This window comes from Pseudomonas sp. NPDC087029, assembly GCF_044745345.1.
GTDB lineage: Bacteria > Pseudomonadota > Gammaproteobacteria > Pseudomonadales > Pseudomonadaceae > Aquipseudomonas > Aquipseudomonas faucium.
In genome coordinates this window covers 379,337-404,588 of sequence record NZ_JBIVAB010000004.1, presented here as the reverse complement: position 1 = coordinate 404,588, position 25,252 = coordinate 379,337, and the positions used below count along the sequence as shown (strand labels likewise).

The window sequence follows — 25,252 nt, the reverse complement described above, 5'->3', positions numbered from 1 at the left end:
CCTACACAGCCTGCGCTGCCCCTTGTGGGCGCCGGCTTGCCGGCGATGGGGCCGCCACTGACACCCCACAAACGAAAACGCCACCGCATTCACGGTGGCGTTTTTCATGGGGTCGGGCTCCTGCCCTGTTTCAGTGCCACACACCCAGCAGTGCTTCAAGCTCCGCATCGCTGATCAGCCCTTGCGGATAGCGGCCGTCAAGCAGACGTCGTGGGTCGGTCGTCCTGACCCGATTGCTTCCATGGTGTTTCAACCACTGCGCCAGCATTCTGAGCGATTGGCGATTCACTGACGATGGGCGCAAAGCCGTCTCACTTGCTGCATTCATGTCTACACGTACTCCCTTGGCCCGTGAGCGGCTAATTTACGTAGTGATTGTTACAAGACGGCGATCCGACGTGCTTCAGTAACTCCCTGAAATCAATACAAAACATATGCCATTCACAGCGCCGCATATCGCCCGCGCAAAAAAAAGGCCCGTCATCCGACGGGCCTTTTCTGCATTGCAGCCTCAGCGCTTGAACGGCGCCGGTTGCTGCTGGGTCAGGCAGTGGATGTTGCCGCCACCGAGCAGCAGCTCGCGGCCAGGGATCATCACCACTTCGTGGTCGGGGAAGATCTTCGCCAGGATCGCTCTGGCCTGGGCATCTGCCGGGTCGTTGAAGCTTGGCGCGATGATGCCGCCGTTGACGATCAGGAAGTTCACGTAGGAACCGGCCAGGCGCACCGACGGGTCGCGCTCCTGGCTGCCGACCACGTGGTCGACACCGGCGCACTCTTCTTCGGTGGCGAACAGCGGGCCTGGAATTGGCATCTTGTGCACCACGAACTCGCGGCCTTTGGCATCACGGCTGTTTTTCAGCACCTCGAACGCGGCGTGGCAGCGGGCGTAGTTGGGGTCGTTGGAATCATCGGTCCAGGCCAGTAACACTTCGCCTGGGCTGACGTAACAGCAGAAGTTGTCGACGTGGCCATCGGTTTCGTCGTTGTACAGGCCATCCGGCAGCCAGACGATGGTTTCCACCGCCAGGTGCTCGCGCAGGATCTCTTCGATCTGCTCGCGGTTCAGGTGCGGGTTGCGGTTGCGGTTGAGCAGGCACTCTTCGGTGGTGATCAGGGTGCCTTCGCCGTCGACGTGGATCGAGCCGCCTTCGAGCACGAAACCTTCGGTGTGGTAGCGCTGGCAGCGCTCCATTTCCAGTACCTTGGCCGCCAGCTCTTCGTCGCGGTTCCACGGCGCGTACAGGCCGCCGTCGAAGCCGCCCCAGGCGTTGAAGCCCCAGTCCACGCCGCGCACTTCGCCGGCATCGTTGATCACGAAGGTCGGGCCGGTGTCGCGCACCCAGGCGTCATCGTTGCTGATTTCCACCACGCGGATGTTCGGCAGGTCGAGCTGGCGGCGGGCGTTTTCGTACTGGCCGGCAGACACCGCGACGGTGACCGGCTCGAAGCGGGCAATGGCCTTGGCCAGGGTCACGTGGGCGGCCTGGGCAGGCTTGCCGCCCAGGCGCCAGTTGTCCGAACGCTCGGGCCAGACCATCCAGACCTGGCTTTGCGGCGCCCATTCGGCGGGCATGTGGAAGCCATCGGCGCGAGGCGTGGAGTTGAGGGTCTTCATCGGTAACCTCTGGGGAATAGGGGAAGGCATGGCGGTTTTATACCCGATATATATCGACAATAAAAGCCAACCAACCAACCGTTAAGGAATAAAAAAACCGCGTATGTCGATAACAATCGACATACGCGGTTTCACTGTGATTACAGGCCTTCCGACAGGATGCGATCGATGCTGTCGACAAAGTAGTCCACGCTGGCCCGCGTGGTACACATCGGCGGCTTGATCTTGAGGATGTTCAGGTAATCCCCGGTCGGCTGCATGAAGATGCCCAGGTCACGCAGGCGGTTGCACAGCTGGGTGGTTTCCTCGGTGGCCGGCTCCAGGGTCTGGCGGTCGCGCACCAGCTCCAGGCCCAGGTAGAAGCCCGAGCCATGTGCCGCCCCGGCAAGCGGATGTTTATCGACCAAGGCCTGCAAGCGCGCCTTGAAATAGCGCCCGGTGTCGCGGGTGTTCTGCCACAGCCCCTCCTCGTCCATCACCTCCAGCACCGCCATGCCGATACGGCAGCTCACCGGGCTGCCGCCCGCCGAGGAGAAGAAGTAGCCCTCGGCCTCCAGCGCCTCGGCGATTTCGCGGCGGGTGATCACCGCGCCCAGGGGCTGGCCGTTGCCCATGCCCTTGGCCATGGTGATGATGTCGGGCACCACGCCCTGCTCCTCGAAACCCCAGAAGTACTCGCCGAGGCGCCCGTAACCCACCTGCACCTCGTCGGCGATGCACACGCCGCCGCGCTCGCGCACCTTGGCATAGGCCTGTTGCAGGTAGCCCGCCGGCAGCGAGATGCCCCCGGCGTTGCCATACACCGGCTCGCAGATCATGCCGGCCAGCTGGCGGCCACGGGCGTCGAGGTCGGCAAGCTTGGCATCGACATCGCGCAGGTAGTCGGCCGCGCTGTCGGCGCCCCGGTAACGGCCGCGGAAGGTGTTCGGCGCCTCGACCGGGTGCACCCAGTCCGGGCGGGTTTCCAGGGCCTGGGGGTTGTCGGCGATGGAGGTGGAGATGGCGTCGGTCGCCACCGACCAGCCATGGTAGGCCTCCAGCACGCTGAGCAGGTCGCGCCCACCGCTGTAGGCCCAGGCCAGGCGAATCGCCAGGTCGTTGGCTTCGGTGCCGCTGTTGACCAGAAACACCCGGTCGAAGCCTTCGGGCGCCAGCGCCAGCAGGCGCTCGGAAAACTCGGCGATGGCGGCGTAATGGAAGCGCGAGTTGGTGTTGAGCAGCGACCATTGCCGCGCCGATTCGGCCGCCATGCGCGGGTGGCCGTGGCCGAGTACCGCGACGTTGTTGAGCATGTCCAGGTAGGAGCGGCCCTGCAGGTCGATCAGGTAATTGCGCCAGCCGCGCTCGATCTGTGGCGGCTGGGCGTAGTAGTGCTTCTGCGAGCGGGCGAAGCTGGCGTCGCGGCGGGCCAGCAGGGCCTGTGCATCGGGCAGCGGCTCGGCGTCGCAATCGAAGCCCAGCAGCGCGGCCGGTGACGGGCACAGCGCCAGCCAGGCAGCGGCCCGCGAAGGCGTGGCGAAGAACGGCGGCTGCAGGGCGGCGTCCAGGCACAGTTGCACGCTGAGAAAACCACAGCTGCTGCCCAACGCCTGCCCCTTGGCCACGGCCTGGCCATCGGCCGGGGTGCCTTCCAGGCCGCTCAGCCACAAGGCCCAGTGCGCGGTGCGCAGGCAGCCACGCCCGTCGCCAAGGTGCTGCCAGGTGCCTGCCTGCGGCGCCTGCACCGCAGCGCCATCGGGCACATGCAACTCGACGCCCAGGGCGCAGGTGGCCGGCTCGTCGGCGCGGTCGATGTGGGTTTGCGACAGGCGATACTGCCCATGCAGGCTGCAGGCCGGGGCGGGTTGCGCCGTCAGCAGGTGCTGGTCGAAACCGGGCTGCTCCCAGTTGCCGGCCTGGCAATGGGGGCTGAGCACACCCAGGTCCAGGCGCTTGACCGCCTGCCCGGCCAGCGCCGGCAGCAAGGGGGCGCAATCGGCCAGGTCGGGGCGGCCGGGCTCGACGCCGGCGGCCTGCAGGATGGCGGCCTGCATCAAGGCGAAGGGCACGGCAGTGGCGGTATCGAAGATCTCCCACTCGTGGGCGATATTGTCGCGGGTGTACTGGTTGCCCGGGTCCACGGCCAGTTGCTGCTCGCTGCTCAGCACCAGCACCGCGGCGCGGTTCAGCACCAGCGGCCACAGGGCGCGCAGCTCGGCCTCGCTCAGCGGGTTGATGGCCTGGTAGGCACGCACCGCCGGCAGGATGCGCAGCGGGTCGCCTTCGGCGTGGTGCAGCAATGCCGCGCAGGTCACCGACAGGTCGGCGATGCGCCAGGTGCGCAGCAGGTCGCCGAAGTCGATGACGCCCTGCAGTTGCCACTGGCGTTCGCCATCGCGGGCCCACACGGCATTGTCGTCGGTGATGTCCAGGTGCACCGCCTGGCTTGGCAGTTGCCCCACCAGCGGCGCCAGTTGCGCGCTGGCCTGGCGGGTGGCCTGCTCGATGCGTGCACGCTGGGCCGGGTCTTGCAGCACCGGCAGGAGGTGTTCGATCAGCGCCTGGGCGTGCTGCGGGTCCCATTGCAAGGTCCGCGCCAGGCCCGGGTGGTCGAAGCCGGCCAGGGCCTTGTCGACCCGGGCGCACAGCGCGCCCAGCTCGGCGATCAGGCGCGCCGGCATGTGCTTGAGTCGAGTCAGCGGCTGCCCTTCGATATAATCGAGCACGCGTGCCCGCAGCGGTTGCCCGTCGATGTCCAGCGCCAGCAAGGCCTGCCCATCGCGCGCCGGGCGCACGCCCGGCACCGGCACGCCCTGCTCGCGCAGGTAGGCCAAGGCCGCATGCTGCGCCTCCAGCTCCACCTGGGCATAGCTGCCATGGCAGACCTTGAGTACGTAGCGCCCCTGGCCCGTGTCCAGCCGGAAGTTCAGGTCCTGCTGGCTGCCCAGCGCACACAGGCTACCGGCAAGGTCGTAATGCGCCTGCAGCAAGGCATGGGCCTGGGCTTCGCTGAGCGATGGGCTGGGCAGGCTGGAACGCTGGATCAGGGTGCTGAGGGGCATGGAAGATGAAACCTCTTTTACTTTTCGCTTATCTCGCCACTGCCAAGGCCGATAAACAAGTGGCAAAGATGAAATGATGATCATGCGTCAACGCTCGGATCCTTCTGCCATCTAGGCTGCAAAGGGCCAGGGGCGGCAAAACTGCAGATGACCGGTACGGTCTAACTCTGAACTTACTGGTCGACCAATCGCCATGAACATAATCGCCACCGCAATACCCGATGTACTGATCATCGAACCGAAGGTCTTCGGCGACAGCCGAGGGTTTTTCCTCGAAAGCTTCAACGCCCGCGACTTTGCCGAGGCGACGGGGATCCAGGCGCAGTTCGTCCAGGACAACCATTCCCGCTCCCAGCGCGGTGTGCTGCGCGGCCTGCACTACCAGATCGACAACCCCCAGGGGAAACTGGTGCGGGTCACCCAGGGCGCCGTGCTCGACGTGGCCGTGGACATCCGCCGCAGCTCGCCGACCTTCGGCCGCTGGGTCGCCACCCGCCTGAATGCCGACGACCACCGCCAGTTCTGGATCCCGCCAGGGTTCGCCCATGGCTTCCTGGTGCTGAGCGAGTCGGCCGACTTCCTGTACAAGACCACCGACTACTACAACCCATCTGCCGAGCGCAGCATCCGCTGGGATGACCCGGACCTGGCCATCGACTGGGGCCTGCAGGCACCACCGCTGCTGTCGGCCAAGGACCAGGCTGGCGCCTGGTTGGCCAACGCGGACCTGTTCCCATGAAAATTCTCGTCTGTGGCCACAACGGCCAGCTTGCCCAAGCGCTCGGCACCCAGCTGGCAGGCCTTGGCGAGCTTCACCTGCTGGGCCGCGAGCAGCTGAACCTGGCCCGCCCCGAGGCTTTGCGCGAACCGCTGCGCCGGCTGGCCCCCGACCTGATCGTCAACGCCGCGGCCTACACCGCCGTGGACCAGGCCGAAAGCGACGCGGATGCGGCCTATGCGGTCAACGCCGACGCCCCGCGGGTACTGGCCGAAGAAGCACTGCGCCTGGGCGCGCCGCTGATCCACTACTCCACCGACTACGTGTTCGACGGCTGCAAGGCCCTGCCCTACAACGAAGCCGACAAGCCCAACCCGCTGAGCGTCTATGGCCGCAGCAAGCTGGCCGGCGAGCAGGCCATCGCCGCCGTCGATGGCGAGCACCTGATCCTGCGCACCAGCTGGGTGTATTCGCTGCACGGGCGCAACTTCCTGCTGACCATGCAACGCCTGCTGCAGGAAAAACCGCAACTGCGGGTAGTCGCTGACCAGGTTGGCGCGCCCACCTGGGCCGCGACCATCGCCACCAGCACCCGCGCCCTGATCGAGCGCTGGCAGGCCGGCCAGGCTGGCGCCTGGGGTACCTACCACCTGACCGCCCAGGGCGAAACCTCCTGGTTCGGCTTCGCCCAGGCCATCGCCGAACAGCTCCAGGCCCGCGGCCTGCCCTGCGCCGAGCTGTTGCCGATCCCCTCCAGCGACTACCCCACCCCCGCCCGCCGCCCGCTCAATTCGCGCCTGGACTGCAGCCGCCTGGCCCATGAATGGGACATCCACCTGCCGCACTGGCAGCAGGCGCTGATCGACTGCCTCAAGTAGCGCATAATTGCGCCAGACTCTTCTGGCGCATTTACGCAATGATTGCAAAACCGACGCCCCCCCGCCGCCCCCGCTGGCGCAGCCTGGCCCTGCTGGCGCTGTGCCTGGCACCGCTGCTGTGGCCGCTGCACCACCTTGCCGAACGCTATTACCAGGACGAACTGGCCTCGCAGAACCGCCAGACCCTCGACCTGTACGTGGCCAACCTGCTCGGCACCCTGCACCGTTACGAAACCCTGCCGCAGATCCTCGGCGAACTGCCGGCGCTGCGCACGGTGCTGGCCGACCCGTTCAAGCTCGAAGCGGTCACCAACGCCAACCGCCTGCTCAAGGACATCGTCCAGCAGACCGGCGCCGAGGTGATGTACCTGATGGACGTCAGCGGCAACACCCTGGCCGCCTCCAACTGGGACAAGCGCGACAGCTTCGTGGGCCGCAACTTCTCCTTCCGCCCCTACTTCATCGAAGCCATGGACGGGCACCTGGGGCGCTTCTTCGGCCAGGGCACCACCTCGGCCAAGCGCGGCTACTTCTTCGCCGCCGCCGTGCACGACCGCGAGCGCATCGTCGGCGTGCTGGTGGTCAAGGTCGACCTCGACCACACCGAAACCCTGTGGGGGCGCACCCCCGAGCAGTTGCTGCTGACCGACCACAATGGCGTGGTCATCCTCACCTCGCGGCCCGACTGGCGCTTCCGTGCCACCCGCGCGCTGACCGAGGCCGAGCGCCAGGCGATCATCGCCATCCAGCCCTACCCGACCCAGGCGCCGCAGCCCTTGGTGCTGAACCCGGACGCCTGGCTCACGCAAACCCGTGACATCAAGGAAACCGGCTGGCAAGTGAGCCTGCTGGCGCCCCGCGCCTTGGTCGACCGCTCGGTGCAGACGGTGATGGCCATTGGCGGTGGTGCGCTGCTGGTGCTGATGCTGCTGGCCGGCCTGGTGATGCAGCGGCGGCGCCACTACATCGACCGCATCGACTTCGAGGCCCGGGGCCGGCAGGAGCTGGAAAACCGCGTGGTGCAGCGCACCGCCGACCTCGAAGGCCTCAACACCCGGCTGAAAAATGCCGTGCTCGAGCGCGAAAACGCCCAGCAGGAGCTGGTGCGGGCCCAGGACGAACTGGTGCAGGCCGGCAAGCTGTCGGTGCTCGGCACCATGTCGGCGAGCATCAGCCACGAGCTCAACCAGCCGCTGGCGGCCATCCGCAGCTACGCGGAAAACGCCGAGATTCTCCTCGACCACCAGCGCACCGAGGATGCCCGCGGCAACCTCAAGCTGATCGGCGAGCTGACCGGGCGCATGGCCTCGATCATCGCCCACTTGCGCGCCTTCGCCCGCCGCGACCGCCACGCCCCGGAAAGCGTGGCCCTGCAGCCGGCGCTGGACGATGCCCTGGCCTTGCTGGCCAAGCGCCGCCGGGCCATGGCCGTGGAGCTGGTGCGCGACCTGCCGGACGCTACCTTGTGGGTCCAGGCCGGCGAAACACGCCTGCGCCAGGTGCTCGGCAACCTGCTCGCCAACGCCCTCGACGCCTTGACCGAAAAGGCCAACCCGCGGCGCCTGTGGCTCAGTGCCGAAACCCGCGATGGCTACGTCTACCTGTACATCCGCGACAACGGCCCGGGCTTCAGCCGCCAGGCCCTGGAGCATGCCAAGGAGCCGTTCTTCACCACCAAGACCCGCACCCAGGGCCTGGGCCTGGGCCTGGCCATCTGTGAAAGCCTGATGCGTGCCCTGGGCGGTGAACTGCTGCTGGCCAACCACCCGGAAGGTGGCGCACTGCTGACCCTGCAACTGCGCACGGCCGCGCCCGGCGCCAACCTGCAACCCTCGGAGGACCCCTCGGCATGACGACCGAGACACAGATCGACAACCAGGCCCAGGTGCTGCTGGTGGACGACGACCCGCACCTGCGCCAGGCCCTGAGCCAGACCCTCGACCTGGCCGGGCTCAAGGTGGTCGCCCTGGCCGATGCCCAGGGCCTGGCCGAGCGCCTGGAGCCGGACTGGCCTGGCGTGGTGGTCAGCGATATCCGCATGCCGGGCATCGATGGCCTGCAGTTGCTGGAACAGCTGCATGGCCGCGACAGCGAATTGCCGGTGCTGCTGATCACCGGCCACGGCGATGTGCCGCTGGCGGTGCAGGCGATGCGCGCCGGGGCCTATGATTTTTTGGAAAAACCCTTCGCCAGCGATGCCCTGCTCGACAGCGTGCGCCGCGCCCTGGCCCTGCGCCGCCTGGTGCTGGACAACCGCAGCCTGCGCCTGGCCCTGAGCGACCGCCAGCAGCTGGCCACGCGCCTGGTCGGCCATTCGCCGTCCATGCTGCGCCTGCGCGAGCAGATCGGCGCCCTGGCCGGCACCCGCGCCGACGTGCTGATTCTCGGTGAAACCGGTGCTGGCAAGGAGGTGGTGGCGCGCGCCCTGCACGACCTGTCCAGCCGTCGCGATGGGCCATTCGTGGCCATCAACGCCGGGGCGCTGGCCGAGTCGGTGGTGGAAAGCGAGCTGTTCGGCCACGAGCCGGGAGCCTTCACCGGCGCGCAGAAGCGCCGCATCGGCAAGTTCGAATTCGCCAACGGCGGCACGCTGTTCCTCGACGAAATCGAGAGCATGAGCCTGGACGTGCAGGTGAAGCTGCTGCGCCTGTTGCAGGAACGGGTGGTCGAGCGCCTGGGCGGCAACCAGCTGATCCCGCTGGATATCCGCATCATTGCCGCCACCAAGGAAGACCTGCGCCAGTCTGCCGACCAGGGGCGTTTTCGCGCCGACCTGTATTACCGCCTGAACGTGGCGCCGCTGCGCATCCCGCCGCTGCGCGAGCGCGGGGACGACATCCTGGTGCTGTTCCAGCATTTCGCCGACGCGGCCAGCCAGCGCCACGGCTTGCCGCCGCACAGCCTGCAACCGGCGCAACGCGCCATGCTGCTGCGCCATGGCTGGCCGGGCAACGTGCGCGAACTGCAAAACGCCGCCGAGCGTTTCGCCCTGGGCCTGGAGCTGGCCCTGGACGGCCAGGTGGCCGCTGCAACGCCGGCGGCGGCGCCGATCCTGCTGGGCAACTTGAGTGAGCAGGTGGAGCGTTTCGAGCGCTCGCTGATTGCCGCCGAACTGGCCCAGCCCCACAGCTCCATGCGCAGCCTTGCCGAGGCCCTCGGCATCCCGCGCAAGACCCTGCACGACAAGCTGCGCAAACACGGCCTGCACTTCGAAGGTGGCAGCAGCGGGCCCGACGACCACGAGGAAAACCGCCCATGAGTTCCGATAGCCAGTACCTGCAGCACGTGCTGCACGGCGACATCCCGCTGACCCGTGAAATGGGCCTGGACGTGCTCGACTGGCAAGCCCAGACCCTGCGCCTGCAGCTGCCGCTGGCCGCCAACGTCAACCACAAGAGCACCATGTTCGGCGGTAGCCTGTACTGCGCCGCAGTGCTGGTGGGCTGGGGCTGGCTGCACCTGCGCCTGCGCGAGCTGGGTATCGATGATGGGCATATCGTCATCCAGGAGGGGCAGATCAGTTATCCGCTGCCGGTCACGGGCGCGGCGGTGGCGCGCTGTGCGGCGCCGGATGAGAAGACCTGGGAACGCTTCGTGACGATGTACCAGCGCCGAGGGCGTGCGCGGCTGACGCTGGAAACCACGGTGAGCAACCTTGGCAGCGACGAGCCTGCGGTGAGGTTCAGCGGGCAGTATGTGCTACATCGCTGATTGCTGTAGGAGCGGCCTTGTGTCGCGAAAGGGCTGCGCAGCAGCCCCAGCAATTTCAGTTTCGCCGCTATATCCCTGGGGCTGCTGCGCAGCCCTTTCGCGACACAAGGCCGCTCCTACAGGGACCCTGCCAACTTGATGAGCGCTTGGCGCCAGCCTGCTGCAGCGGGCAAGGCCAGGAAAAACGGGTTGAGCAGCGACTCGCGCGGCGGGTAGCGGAACGGCTGCCCATCCAGGCCAATCACCTCACCCCCGGCACCTTCCAGCACGCCTTGCGCCGCTGCGGTATCCCACTGCGACGTCGGCGCCAGGCGCGGGTAGCAGTCGGCGCTGCCTTCGGCCAGCAGGCAGAACTTCAGCGAGCTGCCGATATTGGCCAGCTCAAGCGCCCCCACCGCAGCACCCAACCCTGCCAGCAACGCCTCCTGCTGCGGGCTGGAGTGGCGACGGCTGGCCACCACGGTGAAGCGGCCGTCGGCTGGCGGCGCGTTGCGCACCTGGATCGGCAGGGCATCCGCGCCGGCGTCTGCGCGCCAGGCGCCCAGGCTGCGCCCTCCGAAATAGCAGCGCCCGCTGGTCGGCATCGACACCACGCCAAACACCACCTCGCCGTTTTCGATCAGGGCAATGTTGACGGTGAACTCTTCGCTGCCGGCAATGAACTCCTTGGTGCCGTCGAGCGGGTCGACCAGCCACCAGCGCTGCCAGCCCTGGCGGGTAGCCAGGGGGATATTGCAGTCTTCCTCGGACAACACCGGAATCTGCGGCGCCAGCGCCTGCAGGCCGTCGGCGATCACCTGGTGCGCGGCCAGGTCGGCGGCGGTCACCGGCGAGTCGTCGGCCTTGCTGGTCACCGCGACATCGGCGCGCCAGAACGGCAGGATCGCGTCGCCGGCCAAGCCGGCCAGCTTGACCACTTCGAGCATCAGTTGCTGGTCGTTCATACCTCGAGCAGCCCCCGCTGGATCAGCAGGTCACGGGCCAGGTACAGCGCCGCCAACGCCCGCCCTTCGGTGAACTGCGGGTGCATGGCCAGGGCCGAGAGCTCACGCAGGTTGACCTTGTCGACGCGCATCGGCTCGGGCTCGTCGCCTTCCAGGCGCTCTTCGTACAGGTCGCTGGCCAGCACCACCTGGATCTTCTGGCTCATGTAGCCCGGCGACAGCGACAGCTCGGTCAGGTGCTCCAGCTGGCGTGCGCCAAACCCGGCCTCTTCCTTGAGCTCGCGGTCGGCCGCGGCCAGCACGTCCTCACCCGGCTCGATCAGGCCCTTGGGCAACGACAGCTCGTATTCATCGGTGCCGCCGCAGTATTCCTCGACCAGCACCGCGTGTTCGGCGTCGAGCATGGCCACGATCATCACGGCGCCATAGCCATTGCCACGGCCGACCAGGCGCTCGTAGGTGCGCTCGTTGCCATTGCTGAAGCGCAGCTGCACGGCCTCGACGCGGAACAGGCGGCTGCTGGCGACGATTTCGCGGCTGAGGACGGTGGGTTTCTGGCGCATGGGGCGGCTCCTTGGCGTGAACGGGTTACTATACCGTGGCTTGCCGACTGAACGAGAGTTTCCCATGCCTGTTCTTCCCTGGTCCGCCATCGATACCGTCCTGCTGGACATGGACGGCACCCTGCTCGACCTGCACTACGACAACCGCTTCTGGCTCGACCACCTGCCCCAGCGCTACGCCGAGCTGCACGGGGTGAGCCGGGCCATGGCGCAAATGGAGCTGCAGCCGCTGTTCGAGCGCAACGCCGGCACCCTGAACTGGTACTGCCTGGACTTCTGGAGCCGCGAACTGAAGCTGCCGATCCGCGAGCTCAAGCGCGAGATCGCCGACCTGATCGCCCTGCGGCCGGATGCCGATACCTTCCTGGCAGCCATCCGCCAGGCCGGCAAGCGCGTGGTGATGATCACCAACGCCCACCGCGATTCGCTGTCGCTGAAGCTGGAGCGGGTGGAGCTGGCGCCGTATTTCGAGCGGCTGATCAGCTCGCATGACTATGGCTACCCCAAGGAGAGCCCGCAGTTCTGGGATGCACTGCAGGCGGATATCGGCTTCGAGCCGCAGCGCAGCCTGTTCATCGATGACACGCTGGCCATCTTGCGCAGTGCGCGGCGCTTTGGTGTGGCGCACCTTTTGGCGGTGCGCCAGCCGGACAGCCAGGCGGCGCCGCGCGATACCCAGGAGTTCGCGGCGGTGGAGGATTATCGGGAGTTGCTGGTGGGGCTGTGAATGGCCCTATTGCCGGCTCCCACAGGGAACGCGGTGGCGAACCTGTGGGAGCCGGCTTGCCGGCGATGAAGCCGATGAAGATCTATCAGTCAGGAATACGCAGCACCTGCCCCGGGTAGATCTTGTCCGGGTGCGACAGCATCGGCTTGTTCGCCTCGAAGATCTTGTTGTACTGGTTGGCATTGCCGTACACGACCACGGAAATGGCTGACAGCGTGTCGCCCTTCTTCACGGTCACGAACCGCGCAGCCTTGACCACCGGCCCGGTCACGGTGATCTGGTCATCGACGCTGGCCACACCATTGATGTTGCCCGCCGCCAGGATGATCTTTTCCTTCTCCTCCTGGCTGGCCACCTCGCCCTTGAGGATGATCTTGTCACCCTCCACGGTGGCCGTGATGTTGGGGTTGCCCAGGCCGACACTTTCCACGTGCTTCTTCAACTGCTCCTCGGCGTTGGCGTTGCCGGGGGTCAGCAGGTCGATCAACTTCTCGCCGGCTTCCTTCACGAAACTGAACAGGCTCATGACGCGCTCCTTGTTGACGTATACCTTCGGAGCAAGGAGTCTAGGCCAGCTTTGCCCACCCCGCCGCTTGCCGCTCATCGACGCGCTCTATCAAGGCATAGACCCTAGCGATTAGACGCGCGCAGCCCGCCGGCCTAGGCTGGTGCTATCAGATAGCCGCCGGTAGTCAGCCCCGATGAACAGCAAACCTCCGGTCTGCGCGGCCTCCACGCCTCTGGCCCTGCCCGCCGCCAGCAATACCTACGACTATGCCCAGCTCGACGATGGCGAGCTGGCGAGCACGCCGCTGGCCGAGGAAGTGGCCCTGGCCATCGCCTACAACGGCCTCAACCAGGCAGTGATGCTGGTCAGCCCCACCGACCTTGAAGACTTTGCCGTCGGCTTCAGCGTCGGCAGCGGCATTGTCGAAGGCACGGCAGAAATCTACGACCTGAAACTCTCCGGCAGCGGCTCGGCGATGTATGCCGACCTGGAAATTTCCAGCCGCGCGTTCTGGAACCTGAAGAACCAGCGCCGCCAGCTGGCCGGCACCAGTGGCTGCGGCCTGTGCGGGGTCGAGGCCCTGGAGCAGGCGCTGCCGGAACTGGCCGCGCTGCCGGGCGCCCCGCTGCCGCCGGCGCAGTGGCTGGCCGGCCTGCGCCAGCGTATCGATGCCTTCCAGCCACTGGGCCAGCATTGCGGCGCCGTGCATGCGGCGCTGTTCATGAATGACCAGGGCGAGCTGCTGCTGGGCCGCGAAGACATCGGCCGGCACAACGCTCTCGACAAGCTGATCGGCGCCCTGCTGCGCCAAGGCATCAGCACCACCGGCGGCCTGGCCATCGTCACCAGCCGCTGCAGCCTGGAGCTGATCCAGAAGGTGCTGCGCGCCGGCATCCAGACCCTGGTCAGCCTGTCGGCGCCCACCGGCCTTGCCCTGCAATGGGCGCGCAAGCACAACCTCAACCTCATTCACCTGCCCAAACACAGTGCACCGCGGGTCTATAGCCCAGCGGCGGAGTCGTAACAGCCGTGACCTCGTACCAGAACCTTCCGGACAACGCCCCAGCCTCCTCCCCTCGCTACCAGCCCTACCACGGCCCCGCCGGTGGTTGGGGCGCGCTGCGCAGCGTGGCCAAGGCCTGGGTCGGCAGCGACAACGCGCTGAAGAACATCCGCGCGCTGCTCAAGACCAACCAGAACGGCGGCTTCGACTGCCCGGGCTGCGCCTGGGGCGACTCGCCCGAGAGCGGCATGGTCAAGTTCTGCGAGAACGGCGCCAAGGCGGTCAACTGGGAAGCCACCAAGCGCCGCGTCGACGCCGCCTTCTTCGCCCGCTACAGCGTCAGCGCCTTGCGCCAGCAGAGCGACTACTGGCTCGAATACCAGGGCCGCCTGACCGAGCCGATGGTCTACGACCCGCTCAGCGACCGTTACCGGCCCATCGCCTGGGACGCCGCCTTCGCCCTGATCGCCCGCGAGCTGAACAAGCTGGCCAGCCCTGACCAGGCCGAGTTCTACACCTCCGGGCGCGCCAGCAACGAAGCGGCGTATCTCTACCAGCTATTCGTGCGTGCCTATGGCACCAACAACTTCCCCGACTGCTCGAACATGTGCCACGAAGCCAGCGGCGTGGCCCTGGGGCAAAGCGTCGGGGTGGGCAAGGGCACCGTCACCTTCGACGACTTCGAGCATGCCGACGCGATCTTCGTCTGGGGCCAGAACCCCGGCACCAACCACCCGCGCATGCTCGACCCGCTGCGTGATGCAGTGAAACGCGGCGCCCAGGTGGTGTGCATCAACCCGCTCAAGGAGCGTGGCCTGGAGCGCTTCCAGCACCCGCAGAACCCGCTGGAAATGCTCACCAACAGCGACCGGCCGACCAACACGGCGTTCTTCCGCCCGGCGCTGGGCGGCGACATGGCGCTGCTGCGCGGCATGGCCAAGTTCGTTTTGCAGTGGGAGCGCGAGGCGCAGGCCAAGGGTGAGCCGGCCGTGTTCGACCATGCCTTCATCGCCGAGCATGGCCTGGGGGTCGATGAATACCTGGCGGTGGTGGATGCCACCGGCTGGCAGCAAATCGAGGAGCAATCGGGCCTGACACTGGCCGATATCGAACTGGCCGCCCGCATGTACTGCCGTGGCAAACGCGTGATCATGTGCTGGGCGATGGGCATCACCCAGCACCGCCACTCGGTGGCGACCATCCAGGAAATCGTCAACCTGCAGATGCTGCGCGGCAACATCGGCGCGCCCGGTGCCGGCCTGTGCCCGGTGCGTGGCCACAGCAACGTGCAAGGCGACCGCACCATGGGCATCAACGAACGCCCGCCGCAGGCGCTGCTCGATGCCATCGAAAAACGCTTCGGCTTCCCGGTGCCCCGGCACAACGGCCACAACACCGTCGAGGCCATCCATGCCATGCTCGAGGGCCGCGCCAAGGTCTTCATCGGCCTGGGCGGCAACTTCGCCCAAGCCACCCCGGACACCGAGCGCACCGCCCAGGCGCTGCGCAACTGCGCGCTCACCGTGCAGATCAGCACCAAGCTCAACCGCAGCCACCTGATCCACGGCCAGCAGGCCCTGATCCTGCCGTGCCTGGGGCGCACCGACATCGACTTGCAGGCCGACGGGCCACAGGCCGTCACCGTGGAAGACTCCTTCAGCATGGTCCACGCCTCCAACGGCCAGCTCAAACCCCTGTCATCGCAGATGCGCTCGGAGCCTGCGGTGGTCGCCGGCATCGCCGCCGCGACCCTGGGCAAGCACCCGGTGGACTGGCATTGGCTGGTGGCCGACTACGACCGCATCCGCGACCTGATCGGCGACACCATCGCCGGCTTCAGCGGCTTCAACCAGCGCCTGCGCCAGCCCGGCGGTTTCTACCTGGGCAACAGCGCCGCCAGCCGCGAATGGAAGACCGCCTCGGGCCGCGCCAACTTCAAGGCCAACCTGCTGCCGGACAGCCTGCTCGATGCGCGTGTGCGCGCCAGCGGCCAGCTGCCGGACCTGATCATGCAATCGATGCGCTCGCACGATCAGTACAACACCACCATCTACGGCCTGGATGACCGCTACCGCGGCGTGCGTGGCCAGCGCGACGTGCTGTTCGCCAACGAAGCCGACATCGTCCGCCTGGGCTTCCAGCCGGGGCAGAAGGTCGACATCGTGTCGTTGTGGGGCGATGAGCACGTGCGCCGGGTGCATGCCTTCACATTGCTGGCGTTCGATATCCCGGCCGGGCAGGCGGCAGCGTACTACCCGGAAGTGAACCCGTTGATTCCGCTGGAGAGCATTGGCGAGGGTAGCCACACGCCGACTTCCAAGTTCGTCGCGATCAAACTGGAGCGTGCGCGGGACGATGGGCGCATCCTGTAAATCGGCCGGCAAAAACGCAAAAAGCCCTGCTCCACAAGGGGTCAGGGCTTCGTCACAATTATTTCAGACCTGCAATATTCGAGAAAGTTTCATCGCAAAAACAATAACTTAGAAAATTGTGTACAACTCGTGCTACTCGTCGGATTTGCGTTGCCACGGGCACCTCGGAGCCTCAAATTTCGCCTCGTCATCCCTATGAGGCTCTGTTGATGAAGAAGTACTCCTCGATTCTGTTGTTGTCTTTCAGCTTGCTCAGCGGCGTTGCCATGGCCGGTGGCAATACCGAGGCCGGCATTGGCGGCGCACTAGGTGGGGTACTCGGCTCCGTGGTGGGCAACTCCATCGGTGGTAGCACCGGCGGTGCCATCGGCGCCGGCCTGGGTGGCGCCGCAGGCGGTGCCCTGGGTGCCGACAAGCGCCAGCGCGGCGAGGCGGCCATCGGTGGCGCGCTGGGCGCCGCTGGCGGCAACGTGGTCGGCCGCTCGGTAGGCGGCACCACCGGTAGCTACATCGGCGCAGCCGCAGGCGGTGGTGCCGGTGGCGCGCTGGGTAACTACATGGGCAACAAAGCCGATGAAGACGAGCGCCACGATGATCGCCGCTACCGTCGCAGTTACGACGACCGTCGTCACTATGACCGTGGCCGCCACTACGGCCACCGCAAGCACAAGCACTGGCGCCACTGATACCGGGGGCACCTCCCTGGTAGAAAAAAGCCCCGCCCTCACCGGCGGGGCTTTTTCATGCCTGGGCTTCGAGCTGCAGGCCGGCCAGGATGCGCTGCAGCGGCTCAGGCAAGGGCACCGGCGTGCCGCTGGCGCGCTCGATGAACACCTGCACCACCGTGCCCGCCGCACAGGCATCCGCCTCGCCCGGGCGATACAGCGCCAGCCGGTACTCCACCGTGCTCCCCGCCAGGCGCGTCACGCCCAGGCCCACCTCCAGCACGTCGGGGAAGCCGGGCAGCGCGTAGAAGTCTGCCGCGGAACTGACCACGAAGGCTGCCAGCTCGCCCTCGCGCAGGTCGAACTCGGCCTGCTCCACCAGAAACGCCTGCACGGCGGTCTCGAAGAAACCATGTACGGTGGCGCCGCCGATGTGGCCGTTGTGGTCGTTGTCCTGGGGGCGGGTGAGGATCGGGTGAAAGTGGGAAAAGGCTGTGCGGTTGGGGGATTCGATCATCGGGCTGACTCGTATCGTCGCAATGGATACTGTCAGTGAAACAGAATTTCCTGGGTTTGTGGCTGCCTGGTCGGGCCGTATCGCCGGCGAGCCGGCTTTCACAAGGTTGAGGGCGCTAGCAGTAAAGATACCAGGCACAAAAAAGCCGCCCTTTGGGGCGGCTTTCTCGTTGCAGCTGGCGTCAGCTTACAGCTGTGGGCCAGCGGCCTTGATGGCGTCGGACACGTCGAACTTCTTGAAGTTCTCGGTGAACAGGCCGGCCAGGCCTTTGGCCGCTTCGTCGTAGGCCGCTTTGTCAGCCCAGGTGTTGCGTGGGTTGAGCAGTTCGGTCTCGACGCCTGGAACGGCTTTTGGCACGTCCAGGTTGATGATGTCCAGGTGTTCGGTTTCGGCACCGACCAGAGCACCGCTCTGGATCGCAGCGATCACGCCACGGGTGGTCGGAATGCTGAAGCGCTTGCCGACGCCGTAGCCACCGCCGGTCCAACCGGTGTTGACCAGGTAGACCTTGGAGCCGAAGGCGTTGATGCGCTTGATCAGCAGCTCGGCGTATTCGCCGGCCGGGCGCGGGAAGAACGGTGCGCCGAAGCAGGTGGAGAAGGTCGACTTGATGCCGCCGCCCGAACCCATTTCGGTGGAACCGACCAGCGCGGTGTAGCCGGACAGGAAGTGGTAGGCCGCCTGCTCGTTGTTCAGGATCGAAACCGGAGGCAGAACACCGGTCAGGTCGCAGGTCAGGAAGATGACTGCGTTCGGCTCGCCACCCAGGTTGGCTTCGGCGCGCTTGGCGACGTGCTCCAGTGGGTAGGCGGCGCGGCTGTTCTGGGTCAGGCTGACGTCGGCGTAGTCGGCGTGCTTGTTGGCGTCGAGCACGACGTTTTCCAGCACGGCGCCATGCTTGATGGCTTTCCAGATGACCGGCTCGTTCTTCTCGGACAGGTCGATGCACTTGGCGTAGCAGCCGCCTTCCATGTTGAAGACAACGCCCTCGCCCCAGCCGTGCTCGTCGTCACCGATCAAGTAACGGCTTTCGTCGGCCGACAGGGTGGTCTTGCCAGTGCCGGACAGGCCGAAGAACAGGGTTACGTCGCCTTCTTCGCCGATGTTGGCAGCGCAGTGCATTGGCAGCACGTCAGCGGCCGGCAGCAGGAAGTTCTGCACCGAGAACATGGCTTTTTTCATTTCACCGGCGTAGCGCATGCCAGCGATCAGCACTTTCTTGGCGGCGAAGTTGATGATCACGCAACCATCGGAGTTGGTGCCGTCACGCTCAGGCTCGCAGACGAAGTTGGCGACGTTGAGGATCTGCCACTGGTCGCGGCCAGCCGGGTTGAACTGCTCCGGGTTGATGAACAGGCAACGGCCGAACAGGTTCTGCCAGGCAGTCTGGGTGGTCATCTTCACCGGCAGGTAGTGCTCGGCGGCCGCACCTACGTGAACGTAGGAAACGAAGTGATCCTGGGCGTTGTTGAACGCCTCGACGCGGTCCCACAGAGCATCGAACTTGTCGGCCGGGAACTTGCGGTTGATCGGGCCCCAGGCGATGGCGGCCTGGGTGGAAGGTTCTTCGACGATGAAACGGTCAGCCGGCGAACGGCCAGTACGGTGGCCAGTTTCGACGACCAGTGCGCCAGTATCGGCCAGCACGCCTTCACCGCGGGACAGCGCTTCTTTAACCAGCTCATCGACGCTCAGGTCGGTGTACACGGTGTTGTTGGCTTGCGTCATGAGATACCCCATCCGGCCCGAGGCCGAGTGCTCCAAACGTTTTGTAGTTGTCTCGAAAAAACTACTACAGCGAAAAAAGTGGCCGGATTATGCCAGAAACGCCCAAAAAAAGTAGGCCCCTCCTGTCGTAACTGCGCTTTTGCGCAATTAGACAAGAGATTTACCTGTGATTAACCGTTTCAGTGGCGAGTTTCTGAGGCCGTGTCGGTGCCGCCACCTGCAAACAGTTGCGCAACATCGCTGGCATCGAAGAAATAGCGCTCGTTGCAGAACTGGCAATCGATCTCCACCTTGCCGCCACATTCCTCGACCAGCTGCTTGGCGTCGTGCTCGCCAAGACTGACCAGCGCATTGCCGGAACGTTCGCGCGAGCAGCTGCACTGGAAGCGCAGCGACTGGATATCGAACAGGCGCACGGCGTCTTCGTGGTACAGGCGGTGCAGCAGGGTCTCGTTGTCTTCGGACCACTCCTGGGCCTTGAGCGTGCTGGCCAGGGCCACCACGTGCTGCCAGCTGTTCTCGCGGTCTTCCTCGTCGCGCTCACGGTCCACCGGCAGCTGCTGCAGCAGCAGGCCGCGGGCCTTGCCGCCTTCGGCATTGAGCCAGAAGCGGGTGTTGGTCTGCTGCGACTGAACGAAGTAGTTGGTGAAGCACTCCGACAGGTTGGCGCCGTCGAGTTCGACGGTGCCCTGGTAGCGCTGGCCCTTGATCGGGTCGATGGTCAGGGTCAGGTGGCCGTCGGGCATCAGCTGCGACAGCGTCGCGCCGTCCGGGATCTGCTCGGCTTCGTAGCGCGCCATGCCGCGGATTTCGCGCTCGCTGGAGCACTCGACCATCAGCAGCGGGATCGGCCCTGCCGAACGCGCCTGAAGGATCAGCAGCCCGTCGAACTTCATCGCGCCCACCAGCAATGCCGTGGCGGCCATCAGCTCACCGAGCACCGCCGCCACTGGCTGCGGGTACTGGTGACGCGCCAGCACGGCGGCGTAGCTGTCGTCCAGCGCCACCCACTCACCGCGGATATCGCGGTCGTCGAAGATGAAACGCTGGGTGAAATCGGTATCCGGCAATTCGCTCATAGGTTTTGGCTATCTAAAAAATGATGACAAAATGGTTACACGGGCTTTCGACACGTTGCGAAAGCCCGTGGCAGAGCGCTCACAAGGCGCTCCGAATCCTGTTGGCAATAGAGGTATTTTATGGACAATCGACCACTGTTCCAAGCAAGGTGGTCCTGGGGCCCATTGGCAGCCTGTACCCTGCTACCCATCGCTCTACTGTGTTTCTGGTTATGGCCCATTGGCCAGATACTGTGCCTGACTTTCGACGAATGGCTGTTCCACAGCCTCAATGCGCCGTTAGCCGATAACACCCTGTGGCGTTACATCTGGACCCTTGGCAGCCTGCGACCGTTCGACATCGTCGTCGGCCTGATCCTGCTCACCGTGCTGATCCGTGGCAATTGGGTGTTCAAGGCCAGCCAGGTGCGCGAAGCGTTTTTCGGCTTCCTCGTCACGCTGATCCTATTAGTGGTGATTCGCGCGCTGTTTTCCAAGTGGGTGGATGCTGCCGGCTGGCAACATGTGAGCCCTTCGATGGTGTTCGACAACGTCGTGCACCTGAGCGATTACTACCCGAACCTGGAAAAGGCCTGGGAACTGAAGGACCGCTCCGGCAAGAGCTTCCCTGGCGACCACGCCTCGGTGCTGCTGATCTGGGCACTGTTCATGAGCCTGTTCAGCCGGCGCCTGGGGCAGTACCTGGTGATCTGGGGCCTGGCCGTGCTGTTCATGCTGCCGCGCCTGGTGGCCGGTGCCCATTGGGGGCAGGACGACTACATCGGGGGCTTGCTGATGGCACTGCTGGCCTTGGGCTGGAGTTGCCATACGCCCTTGGCGGCCAAGGGCAGTGCCCTGCTGATGCGCTGGACAGCGCCGCTGTTTGCCCTGGCAGCCAAGTTGCCGTTGGTCGGCCGGCTGGCGGTGGTTCGCTAGATCGTCAAAGGGCTGCTCAGCAGCCCTACCCCCAGCTACAGACCCTGTGATTGGGCCGCCACGCGGCCCCACTCAATCAAAGCTGCCATGCAGCTGGTGGATCTGCCGCCGCTGCTTCTTGTTAGGCCGGCCATCGGTGGTCATGCCCATGGCGCCAGCCTTGCGCATCTCGGCCGCCTGCTCACGCCGGCGCAGGCTCTCTTCGGTTTCTTCATACAACGCCTGCGCCTCGGGCGCGCCCCGGCGCACCACCGACAGCGCCTTGACCACCACCGTGCGCTCATCGAAGCCCGTGCGAAGCACGAACTCGTCGCCTACGCGCGGCTCCTTGCCCGGCTTGCAACGCTCGCCCCGGCAATGCACCTTGCCACTTTCGATCGCCGCCTTGGCCAGCGCGCGCGTCTTGTAGAAGCGGGCCGCCCACAGCCATTTGTCCAGGCGGACCTTGTCGTCGTCCTCGGCTTTTTGTGCCATAGCGTTTCCTCGAATTCTGTCTTTCATCGAACTGTACTACCGTAACGATCAGATGCAAAAAGTCCCCGGCGTGCTTACAGTTCACCACCTCATTCGCAGGGTGTGCTTCGTGAAGACATTTGACCATCTGACTGTGATCGGCCTGCGCGAGTGGGTCGCGCTGCCCGGCCTCGGCGTGGCGGGCCTGCGCGCCAAGATCGACACCGGCGCCAGTACCTCCAGCCTGCATGCCACCGAGGTCGAGACATTCGAACGCGACGGCCAGGCCTGGGTGCGTTTCACCGCTCACCTGGGTTCGATGGTGCAGCTGCGCCACCGCCGCTGCGAGGCGCCGCTGGTCACCATGAAGACCATCAAGAGCTCCAACGGCCATGCCCAGACCCGCTACGTCATCCGCACGCCGCTGGCGCTCGGCGACCGGGTGTGGGAGGTCGAATTCACCCTGGCCTGCCGCAAGAACATGCGCTACCGCCTGCTGCTCGGCTCCAAGGCGCTGATCCATGGCCAGCTGGTGGTCAACCCGGGCCTGAAGTACGTTCAAGACAAACCGGCCCTCGCGGCCACCCTTTCCCCTGTCACAGGTGCTGCATGAAGATCGCTGTGCTGTCGCGCAATCCGCGTCTGTATTCCACCCGCCGCCTGGTCGAAGCCGGTACCCAGCGTGGCCACGAAATGGTAGTGATCGATACCCTGCGTGCCTACATGAACATCGCCAGCCACAAGCCGCAGATCCACTACCGTGGCAAGCCACTGGAGGGGTTCGATGCAGTGATCCCGCGCATTGGCGCCTCGGTGACCTTCTACGGCTGCGCGGTCTTGCGCCAGTTCGAGATGATGGGTGTATACCCGCTCAACGAGTCGGTGGCCATCGCCCGCTCCCGTGACAAGCTGCGCTCGCTGCAGCTGCTGTCGCGCCGCGGCATCGGCCTGCCGATTACCGGTTTCGCCCACTCGCCGGACGACATCCCCGACCTGATCCAGATGGTCAATGGCGCGCCCCTGGTGATCAAGGTGCTCGAAGGCACCCAAGGCATCGGTGTGGTGCTGTGCGAAACCACACAGGCGGCAGAATCGGTGATCGAGGCGTTCATGGGCCTGAAGCAGAACATCATGGTTCAGGAGTACATCAAGGAGGCCGGCGGCGCCGACATTCGCTGCTTCGTGGTGGGCGACAAGGTGATTGCCTCGATGAAGCGCCAGGCCAAGCCAGGCGAATTCCGCTCCAACTTGCATCGTGGTGGCGTTGCCAGCCTGATCAAGATCACGCCTGAAGAGCGGATCACGGCCATTCGTGCGGCCAAGGTGATGGGCTTGAGTGTGGCGGGTGTGGATATCCTGCGCTCCAACCACGGGCCGCTGGTGATGGAGGTGAACTCTTCGCCAGGCCTCGAAGGCATCGAAGTGACCACCGGCAAGAACGTTGCCGGGATGATCATCGAGCATCTGGAGAAGAATGGCGGGCCGAATCAGACCCGGACCAAGGGCAAAGGTTGATTCAAGCCTGTACCGGCCCTAATCGCCAGCAAGCCGGCTCCCACAGGTTCGCCACAGATTCAGAGCATTGTGGTGTACCTGTGGGAGCCGGCTTGCCGGCGATAGGGCCAGCGAGAATCACACAGCATTGCGCGGCAGCAACAGCCCCAACGGCAACCGCACCCGCGCCTCGATCCCGCCGCCGGAGCGGTTGCGCAACTCGACATTGCCGCCATGCTGCGCCGCGATCCGCTTGACGATCGCCAAGCCCAGCCCGGTGCCTTTGCCGCCCCGGGCACGGTCCCCACGAATGAACGGGTTGAAGATGGTCTCCAGCTCCGACTCGTCGATCCCGGCACCCCGGTCAAGCACGCTCAGCACCACATACGGCGCACTCTCGTCACCCGACACATAGGCAGCCACCTCCACGCCCTTGCCCGCATGGTGCAGGGCGTTGCCGATCAGGTTGCCCAGCATGCGCTTGAGCGACACCCGGCGCAGCGGGAATGGCGGGATCGGCTCCAGGCACAAGCGCACGCGCTCGTGGGGCTGGTTGTAGGGCGCCACCACTTCACGCACCAGGTCGGCAAGGTCGACTTCTTCCACCGGTTCGTCACGGCCATCGCGGATGAACGCCAGGAACTGGTCGAGGATGGCGTCCATGTCCTCGATGTCGCGCACCATGTCATCGCTCAGCTCGTTGTCGCTGTCCAGCAACGACAACGACAGGCGCAAGCGTGTCAGCGGCGTGCGCAAATCGTGGGAAACCCCCGCCAGCATCAGCTCACGCTCGCGCCCGGCCTGCTCGACATCTTCGGCCATCTGGTTGAACGCCCGGTACACCTCGGTCATTTCGCTGGGCGTATCGCTGATCGGCAGGCGCACGCTGCGCCCCTGGCCCAACTGGCGAGCGGCGAACACCAGGCGCTTGAGCGGCTGGTTGAGCTGGCGCACGAAGATCCATGCCGAGGCGGTGGACAACAGGCCGATGGCCAGGAACCAGCCCAGCACGTTCCAGATCTTCTGCCCGCGCAGCGGATGAGGATACAGCGGTACTTTCAGCCAGCCCGGGCCCAGGCTCGGTGCATTGACCCACAGCGCCGGCGGCGCGTGGATGCGCAGGCGCACTTCGGTGTCCTCACCCAGTTCGGCCTGCATCTGGCGCTGGTAGATTTCGCTGTACGGCCAGTGCTGCTCACCTTCGGGCACACCCGAGCCGGTTACCCGAATAAGGCCGGCCGCCTCGGCGATCTTGTCGCGGTTTTCTTCATCGGCGGCCCAGTAGGCGCGCAAGGTCAGCGCCACGCCGTGGCTGTACTGGCGATCGACCAGCACGTCCTCGTTCATCAGCAGGTAGACCAGGGTCAACGCCTTGGAGAACAGGACGACGATCAGTACCAGCCACAGGGTGCGAGCAAAGAAACTCTGCGGGAACCAAAGCGGTGTTTTCATTGACGGCGCAGCATCATTTACCAGCGTTTCCGTCTGGAACGAACACGTAGCCCACGCCCCAGACCGTCTGGATGTAGCGTGGCTTGGACGGGTCTGGCTCGATCATGCGGCGCAGGCGCGAAATCTGCACGTCGATGGAGCGCTCCAGGGCGTCCCACTCGCGGCCACGGGCCAGGTTCATCAGCTTGTCGCGGGTCAGCGGCTCGCGGGCATGCATGACCAGCGCCTTGAGCACGGCGAATTCGCCGGTGGTGAGCATGTGCACTTCGTCACCGCGCTTGAGCTCGCGGGTGGCCAGCGACAGCTCGTAGTCGCCGAAGGTGACCGACTCGTCCTCGCTACCCGGGGCGCCCGGCACGCTCGGGGCCTGGCGACGCAGCACGGCCTTGACCCGGGCCATCAGCTCGTCCGGGTTGAACGGCTTGCCCAGGTAATCGTCGGCGCCCAGCTCCAGCCCCTTGATGCGGCTGAGCTCGTCGCCCTTGGCGGTGAGCATGATGATCGGGATCTGGTTGTTCGACTGGCGCAGGCGCTTGCACGCGGACAGGCCGTCTTCACCCGGGAGCATCAGGTCGAGCACCACCAGGTTGAACACCTCGCGCTGCAGCAGGCGGTCCATCTGTTCGGTGTTGGGCACCGCGCGGGCGCGATAGCCCTTGCTGGTGAAGAAACGTTCCAGCAGGCTGCTGAGCCCCGGATCGTCGTCGACGATGAGAATCTTGTCACCTTCAGCGGTGTTGGGGGTGCCAGTCATGAATAACTCCTCTGATATCGCCGCGCATTATGGCGTAGCCATTACCCTGCGTGCCGTGAGCATTGTTAGCAGATTTTTCCCCTGGCGCCAGTTCCTGGCCATCGACACTGGC

The 25,252-nt window shown here is 65.5% G+C and carries 24 protein-coding genes; 12 read left to right on the top strand and 12 right to left on the bottom strand.

Features of this window, described 5'->3' with window-relative positions; all coding sequences use genetic code 11:
• Positions 1–130: 130 nt before the first annotated feature.
• The 3 genes from ACIPG5_RS10185 to ACIPG5_RS10175 form a co-directional block, all read right to left on the bottom strand.
• Positions 131–328: a hypothetical protein gene (locus ACIPG5_RS10185; protein WP_236193409.1), complete on the bottom strand. Its 198-nt coding sequence runs from the start codon at positions 326–328 to the stop codon at positions 131–133.
• Positions 329–511: 183 nt separating this feature from the next.
• The gene (gene aguA / locus ACIPG5_RS10180) at positions 512–1,618 is read right to left on the bottom strand and encodes an agmatine deiminase (RefSeq protein ID WP_236238168.1); all 1,107 of its coding nucleotides are present in this window, start codon (positions 1,616–1,618) and stop codon (positions 512–514) included.
• 140 nt (positions 1,619–1,758) lie between these two features.
• A complete protein-coding gene (locus ACIPG5_RS10175; protein ID WP_401374684.1) occupies positions 1,759–4,659 on the bottom strand; it encodes an aminotransferase in 2,901 nt (966 codons plus the stop codon).
• 193 nt (positions 4,660–4,852) lie between these two features.
• Between ACIPG5_RS10175 and rfbC the strand changes: the two genes are divergently transcribed.
• Genes rfbC through ACIPG5_RS10150 form a run of 5 tightly spaced genes read left to right on the top strand, consistent with a single transcriptional unit; the run spans position 4,853 to position 9,966 of the window.
• Positions 4,853–5,398, top strand: coding sequence for a dTDP-4-dehydrorhamnose 3,5-epimerase (gene rfbC / locus ACIPG5_RS10170; RefSeq protein WP_176511950.1), 546 nt, complete (start codon positions 4,853–4,855; stop codon positions 5,396–5,398).
• Positions 5,395–6,255, top strand: coding sequence for a dTDP-4-dehydrorhamnose reductase (gene rfbD / locus ACIPG5_RS10165; RefSeq protein WP_176511951.1), 861 nt, complete (start codon positions 5,395–5,397; stop codon positions 6,253–6,255). The genes rfbC and rfbD overlap by 4 nt, the downstream gene beginning before the upstream one ends.
• A gap of 38 nt (positions 6,256–6,293) precedes the next feature.
• Complete coding sequence (locus tag ACIPG5_RS10160) at positions 6,294–8,108, top strand: ATP-binding protein (protein WP_401374680.1); 1,815 nt, start codon at positions 6,294–6,296, stop codon at positions 8,106–8,108.
• Positions 8,105–9,514 carry a sigma-54-dependent transcriptional regulator gene (locus ACIPG5_RS10155; protein WP_401374678.1) on the top strand — a complete coding sequence of 470 codons (1,410 nt, stop codon included), beginning with the start codon at positions 8,105–8,107 and terminating at the stop codon, positions 9,512–9,514. Before ACIPG5_RS10160 ends, ACIPG5_RS10155 begins: the two co-directional genes overlap by 4 nt.
• Positions 9,511–9,966: a YiiD C-terminal domain-containing protein gene (locus ACIPG5_RS10150; RefSeq protein ID WP_401374675.1), complete on the top strand. Its 456-nt coding sequence runs from the start codon at positions 9,511–9,513 to the stop codon at positions 9,964–9,966. The genes ACIPG5_RS10155 and ACIPG5_RS10150 overlap by 4 nt, the downstream gene beginning before the upstream one ends.
• A gap of 116 nt (positions 9,967–10,082) precedes the next feature.
• On the opposite strand, the gene cysQ is transcribed toward ACIPG5_RS10150, so the two are convergent.
• Both cysQ and nudE read right to left on the bottom strand, forming a co-directional pair.
• On the bottom strand, positions 10,083–10,910 hold the full coding sequence (gene cysQ, locus ACIPG5_RS10145) for a 3'(2'),5'-bisphosphate nucleotidase CysQ (protein WP_401374673.1): 828 nt from the start codon (positions 10,908–10,910) through the stop codon (positions 10,083–10,085).
• Positions 10,907–11,473: an ADP compounds hydrolase NudE gene (gene nudE / locus ACIPG5_RS10140; protein ID WP_176511956.1), complete on the bottom strand. Its 567-nt coding sequence runs from the start codon at positions 11,471–11,473 to the stop codon at positions 10,907–10,909. The genes cysQ and nudE overlap by 4 nt, the downstream gene beginning before the upstream one ends.
• 64 nt (positions 11,474–11,537) lie before the next feature.
• Between nudE and yrfG the strand changes: the two genes are divergently transcribed.
• The gene (gene yrfG / locus ACIPG5_RS10135; protein ID WP_096049132.1) at positions 11,538–12,200 is read left to right on the top strand and encodes a GMP/IMP nucleotidase; all 663 of its coding nucleotides are present in this window, start codon (positions 11,538–11,540) and stop codon (positions 12,198–12,200) included.
• 85 nt (positions 12,201–12,285) lie between these two features.
• Here yrfG and lysM read toward each other — a convergent pair whose 3' ends face one another.
• Positions 12,286–12,726 (bottom strand): peptidoglycan-binding protein LysM, encoded by a 441-nt coding sequence (gene lysM / locus ACIPG5_RS10130; protein WP_176511958.1) that lies wholly within the window; start codon positions 12,724–12,726, stop codon positions 12,286–12,288.
• A 175-nt stretch (positions 12,727–12,901) separates the two neighbouring features.
• Here lysM and fdhD point away from each other — a divergent pair, with 175 nt between their 5' ends.
• The 3 genes from fdhD (at position 12,902) to ACIPG5_RS10115 (ending at position 16,769) form a co-directional block, all read left to right on the top strand.
• Entirely contained in the window at positions 12,902–13,732 is an 831-nt protein-coding gene (gene fdhD, locus ACIPG5_RS10125; RefSeq protein WP_236237918.1) for a formate dehydrogenase accessory sulfurtransferase FdhD, read from the top strand.
• Positions 13,733–13,737: 5 nt separating this feature from the next.
• Positions 13,738–16,083, top strand: coding sequence for an FdhF/YdeP family oxidoreductase (locus ACIPG5_RS10120; RefSeq protein ID WP_401374668.1), 2,346 nt, complete (start codon positions 13,738–13,740; stop codon positions 16,081–16,083).
• Positions 16,084–16,292: 209 nt separating this feature from the next.
• The gene (locus ACIPG5_RS10115; protein WP_176511961.1) at positions 16,293–16,769 is read left to right on the top strand and encodes a glycine zipper domain-containing protein; all 477 of its coding nucleotides are present in this window, start codon (positions 16,293–16,295) and stop codon (positions 16,767–16,769) included.
• Between the two features lie 55 nt (positions 16,770–16,824).
• Here the strand turns inward: ACIPG5_RS10115 and ACIPG5_RS10110 are convergent, their stop codons facing one another.
• From ACIPG5_RS10110 to hslO, 3 genes are all read right to left on the bottom strand, one after another.
• Positions 16,825–17,265 carry a thioesterase family protein gene (locus ACIPG5_RS10110; protein ID WP_286912971.1) on the bottom strand — a complete coding sequence of 147 codons (441 nt, stop codon included), beginning with the start codon at positions 17,263–17,265 and terminating at the stop codon, positions 16,825–16,827.
• Positions 17,266–17,451: 186 nt separating this feature from the next.
• Entirely contained in the window at positions 17,452–18,993 is a 1,542-nt protein-coding gene (locus ACIPG5_RS10105) for a phosphoenolpyruvate carboxykinase (protein WP_176511965.1), read from the bottom strand.
• Between the two features lie 179 nt (positions 18,994–19,172).
• The gene (gene hslO, locus ACIPG5_RS10100; protein ID WP_176511966.1) at positions 19,173–20,072 is read right to left on the bottom strand and encodes an Hsp33 family molecular chaperone HslO; all 900 of its coding nucleotides are present in this window, start codon (positions 20,070–20,072) and stop codon (positions 19,173–19,175) included.
• A 120-nt stretch (positions 20,073–20,192) separates the two neighbouring features.
• Here hslO and ACIPG5_RS10095 point away from each other — a divergent pair, with 120 nt between their 5' ends.
• Positions 20,193–20,987 (top strand): phosphatase PAP2 family protein, encoded by a 795-nt coding sequence (locus tag ACIPG5_RS10095; protein ID WP_401374663.1) that lies wholly within the window; start codon positions 20,193–20,195, stop codon positions 20,985–20,987.
• Positions 20,988–21,059: 72 nt separating this feature from the next.
• Here ACIPG5_RS10095 and ACIPG5_RS10090 read toward each other — a convergent pair whose 3' ends face one another.
• Entirely contained in the window at positions 21,060–21,461 is a 402-nt protein-coding gene (locus tag ACIPG5_RS10090) for an RNA-binding S4 domain-containing protein (RefSeq protein ID WP_176511968.1), read from the bottom strand.
• Between the two features lie 109 nt (positions 21,462–21,570).
• On the opposite strand from ACIPG5_RS10090, the gene ACIPG5_RS10085 reads away from it, so the two are divergent.
• Entirely contained in the window at positions 21,571–22,053 is a 483-nt protein-coding gene (locus ACIPG5_RS10085; RefSeq protein WP_176511969.1) for an ATP-dependent zinc protease, read from the top strand.
• The gene (rimK, locus tag ACIPG5_RS10080; protein ID WP_012316721.1) at positions 22,050–22,955 is read left to right on the top strand and encodes a 30S ribosomal protein S6--L-glutamate ligase; all 906 of its coding nucleotides are present in this window, start codon (positions 22,050–22,052) and stop codon (positions 22,953–22,955) included. Before ACIPG5_RS10085 ends, rimK begins: the two co-directional genes overlap by 4 nt.
• Before the next feature lie 117 nt (positions 22,956–23,072).
• Here the strand turns inward: rimK and ACIPG5_RS10075 are convergent, their stop codons facing one another.
• Positions 23,073–24,386: an ATP-binding protein gene (locus tag ACIPG5_RS10075; protein WP_176511970.1), complete on the bottom strand. Its 1,314-nt coding sequence runs from the start codon at positions 24,384–24,386 to the stop codon at positions 23,073–23,075.
• Between the two features lie 13 nt (positions 24,387–24,399).
• Positions 24,400–25,140, bottom strand: a complete 741-nt coding sequence (ompR, locus tag ACIPG5_RS10070; RefSeq protein ID WP_008099008.1) for a two-component system response regulator OmpR — start codon at positions 25,138–25,140, stop codon at positions 24,400–24,402.
• Positions 25,141–25,252: the final 112 nt, after the last annotated feature.

Excerpts from the sequence above, each read along its gene's own strand:
- ACIPG5_RS10185 (WP_236193409.1), bottom strand. The coding sequence starts at position 328 with ATGAATGCAGCAAGTGAGACGGCTTTGCGCCCATCGTCAGTGAATCGC.
- aguA (WP_236238168.1), bottom strand. The coding sequence starts at position 1,618 with ATGAAGACCCTCAACTCCACGCCTCGCGCCGATGGCTTCCACATGCCC.
- ACIPG5_RS10175 (WP_401374684.1), bottom strand. The coding sequence starts at position 4,659 with ATGCCCCTCAGCACCCTGATCCAGCGTTCCAGCCTGCCCAGCCCATCG.
- rfbC (WP_176511950.1), top strand. The coding sequence starts at position 4,853 with ATGAACATAATCGCCACCGCAATACCCGATGTACTGATCATCGAACCG.
- rfbD (WP_176511951.1), top strand. The coding sequence starts at position 5,395 with ATGAAAATTCTCGTCTGTGGCCACAACGGCCAGCTTGCCCAAGCGCTC.
- ACIPG5_RS10160 (WP_401374680.1), top strand. The coding sequence starts at position 6,294 with ATGATTGCAAAACCGACGCCCCCCCGCCGCCCCCGCTGGCGCAGCCTG.
- ACIPG5_RS10155 (WP_401374678.1), top strand. The coding sequence starts at position 8,105 with ATGACGACCGAGACACAGATCGACAACCAGGCCCAGGTGCTGCTGGTG.
- ACIPG5_RS10150 (WP_401374675.1), top strand. The coding sequence starts at position 9,511 with ATGAGTTCCGATAGCCAGTACCTGCAGCACGTGCTGCACGGCGACATC.
- cysQ (WP_401374673.1), bottom strand. The coding sequence starts at position 10,910 with ATGAACGACCAGCAACTGATGCTCGAAGTGGTCAAGCTGGCCGGCTTG.
- nudE (WP_176511956.1), bottom strand. The coding sequence starts at position 11,473 with ATGCGCCAGAAACCCACCGTCCTCAGCCGCGAAATCGTCGCCAGCAGC.
- yrfG (WP_096049132.1), top strand. The coding sequence starts at position 11,538 with ATGCCTGTTCTTCCCTGGTCCGCCATCGATACCGTCCTGCTGGACATG.
- lysM (WP_176511958.1), bottom strand. The coding sequence starts at position 12,726 with ATGAGCCTGTTCAGTTTCGTGAAGGAAGCCGGCGAGAAGTTGATCGAC.
- fdhD (WP_236237918.1), top strand. The coding sequence starts at position 12,902 with ATGAACAGCAAACCTCCGGTCTGCGCGGCCTCCACGCCTCTGGCCCTG.
- ACIPG5_RS10115 (WP_176511961.1), top strand. The coding sequence starts at position 16,293 with ATGAAGAAGTACTCCTCGATTCTGTTGTTGTCTTTCAGCTTGCTCAGC.
- ACIPG5_RS10110 (WP_286912971.1), bottom strand. The coding sequence starts at position 17,265 with ATGATCGAATCCCCCAACCGCACAGCCTTTTCCCACTTTCACCCGATC.
- ACIPG5_RS10105 (WP_176511965.1), bottom strand. The coding sequence starts at position 18,993 with ATGACGCAAGCCAACAACACCGTGTACACCGACCTGAGCGTCGATGAG.
- hslO (WP_176511966.1), bottom strand. The coding sequence starts at position 20,072 with ATGAGCGAATTGCCGGATACCGATTTCACCCAGCGTTTCATCTTCGAC.
- ACIPG5_RS10095 (WP_401374663.1), top strand. The coding sequence starts at position 20,193 with ATGGACAATCGACCACTGTTCCAAGCAAGGTGGTCCTGGGGCCCATTG.
- ACIPG5_RS10090 (WP_176511968.1), bottom strand. The coding sequence starts at position 21,461 with ATGGCACAAAAAGCCGAGGACGACGACAAGGTCCGCCTGGACAAATGG.
- rimK (WP_012316721.1), top strand. The coding sequence starts at position 22,050 with ATGAAGATCGCTGTGCTGTCGCGCAATCCGCGTCTGTATTCCACCCGC.
- ACIPG5_RS10075 (WP_176511970.1), bottom strand. The coding sequence starts at position 24,386 with ATGAAAACACCGCTTTGGTTCCCGCAGAGTTTCTTTGCTCGCACCCTG.
- ompR (WP_008099008.1), bottom strand. The coding sequence starts at position 25,140 with ATGACTGGCACCCCCAACACCGCTGAAGGTGACAAGATTCTCATCGTC.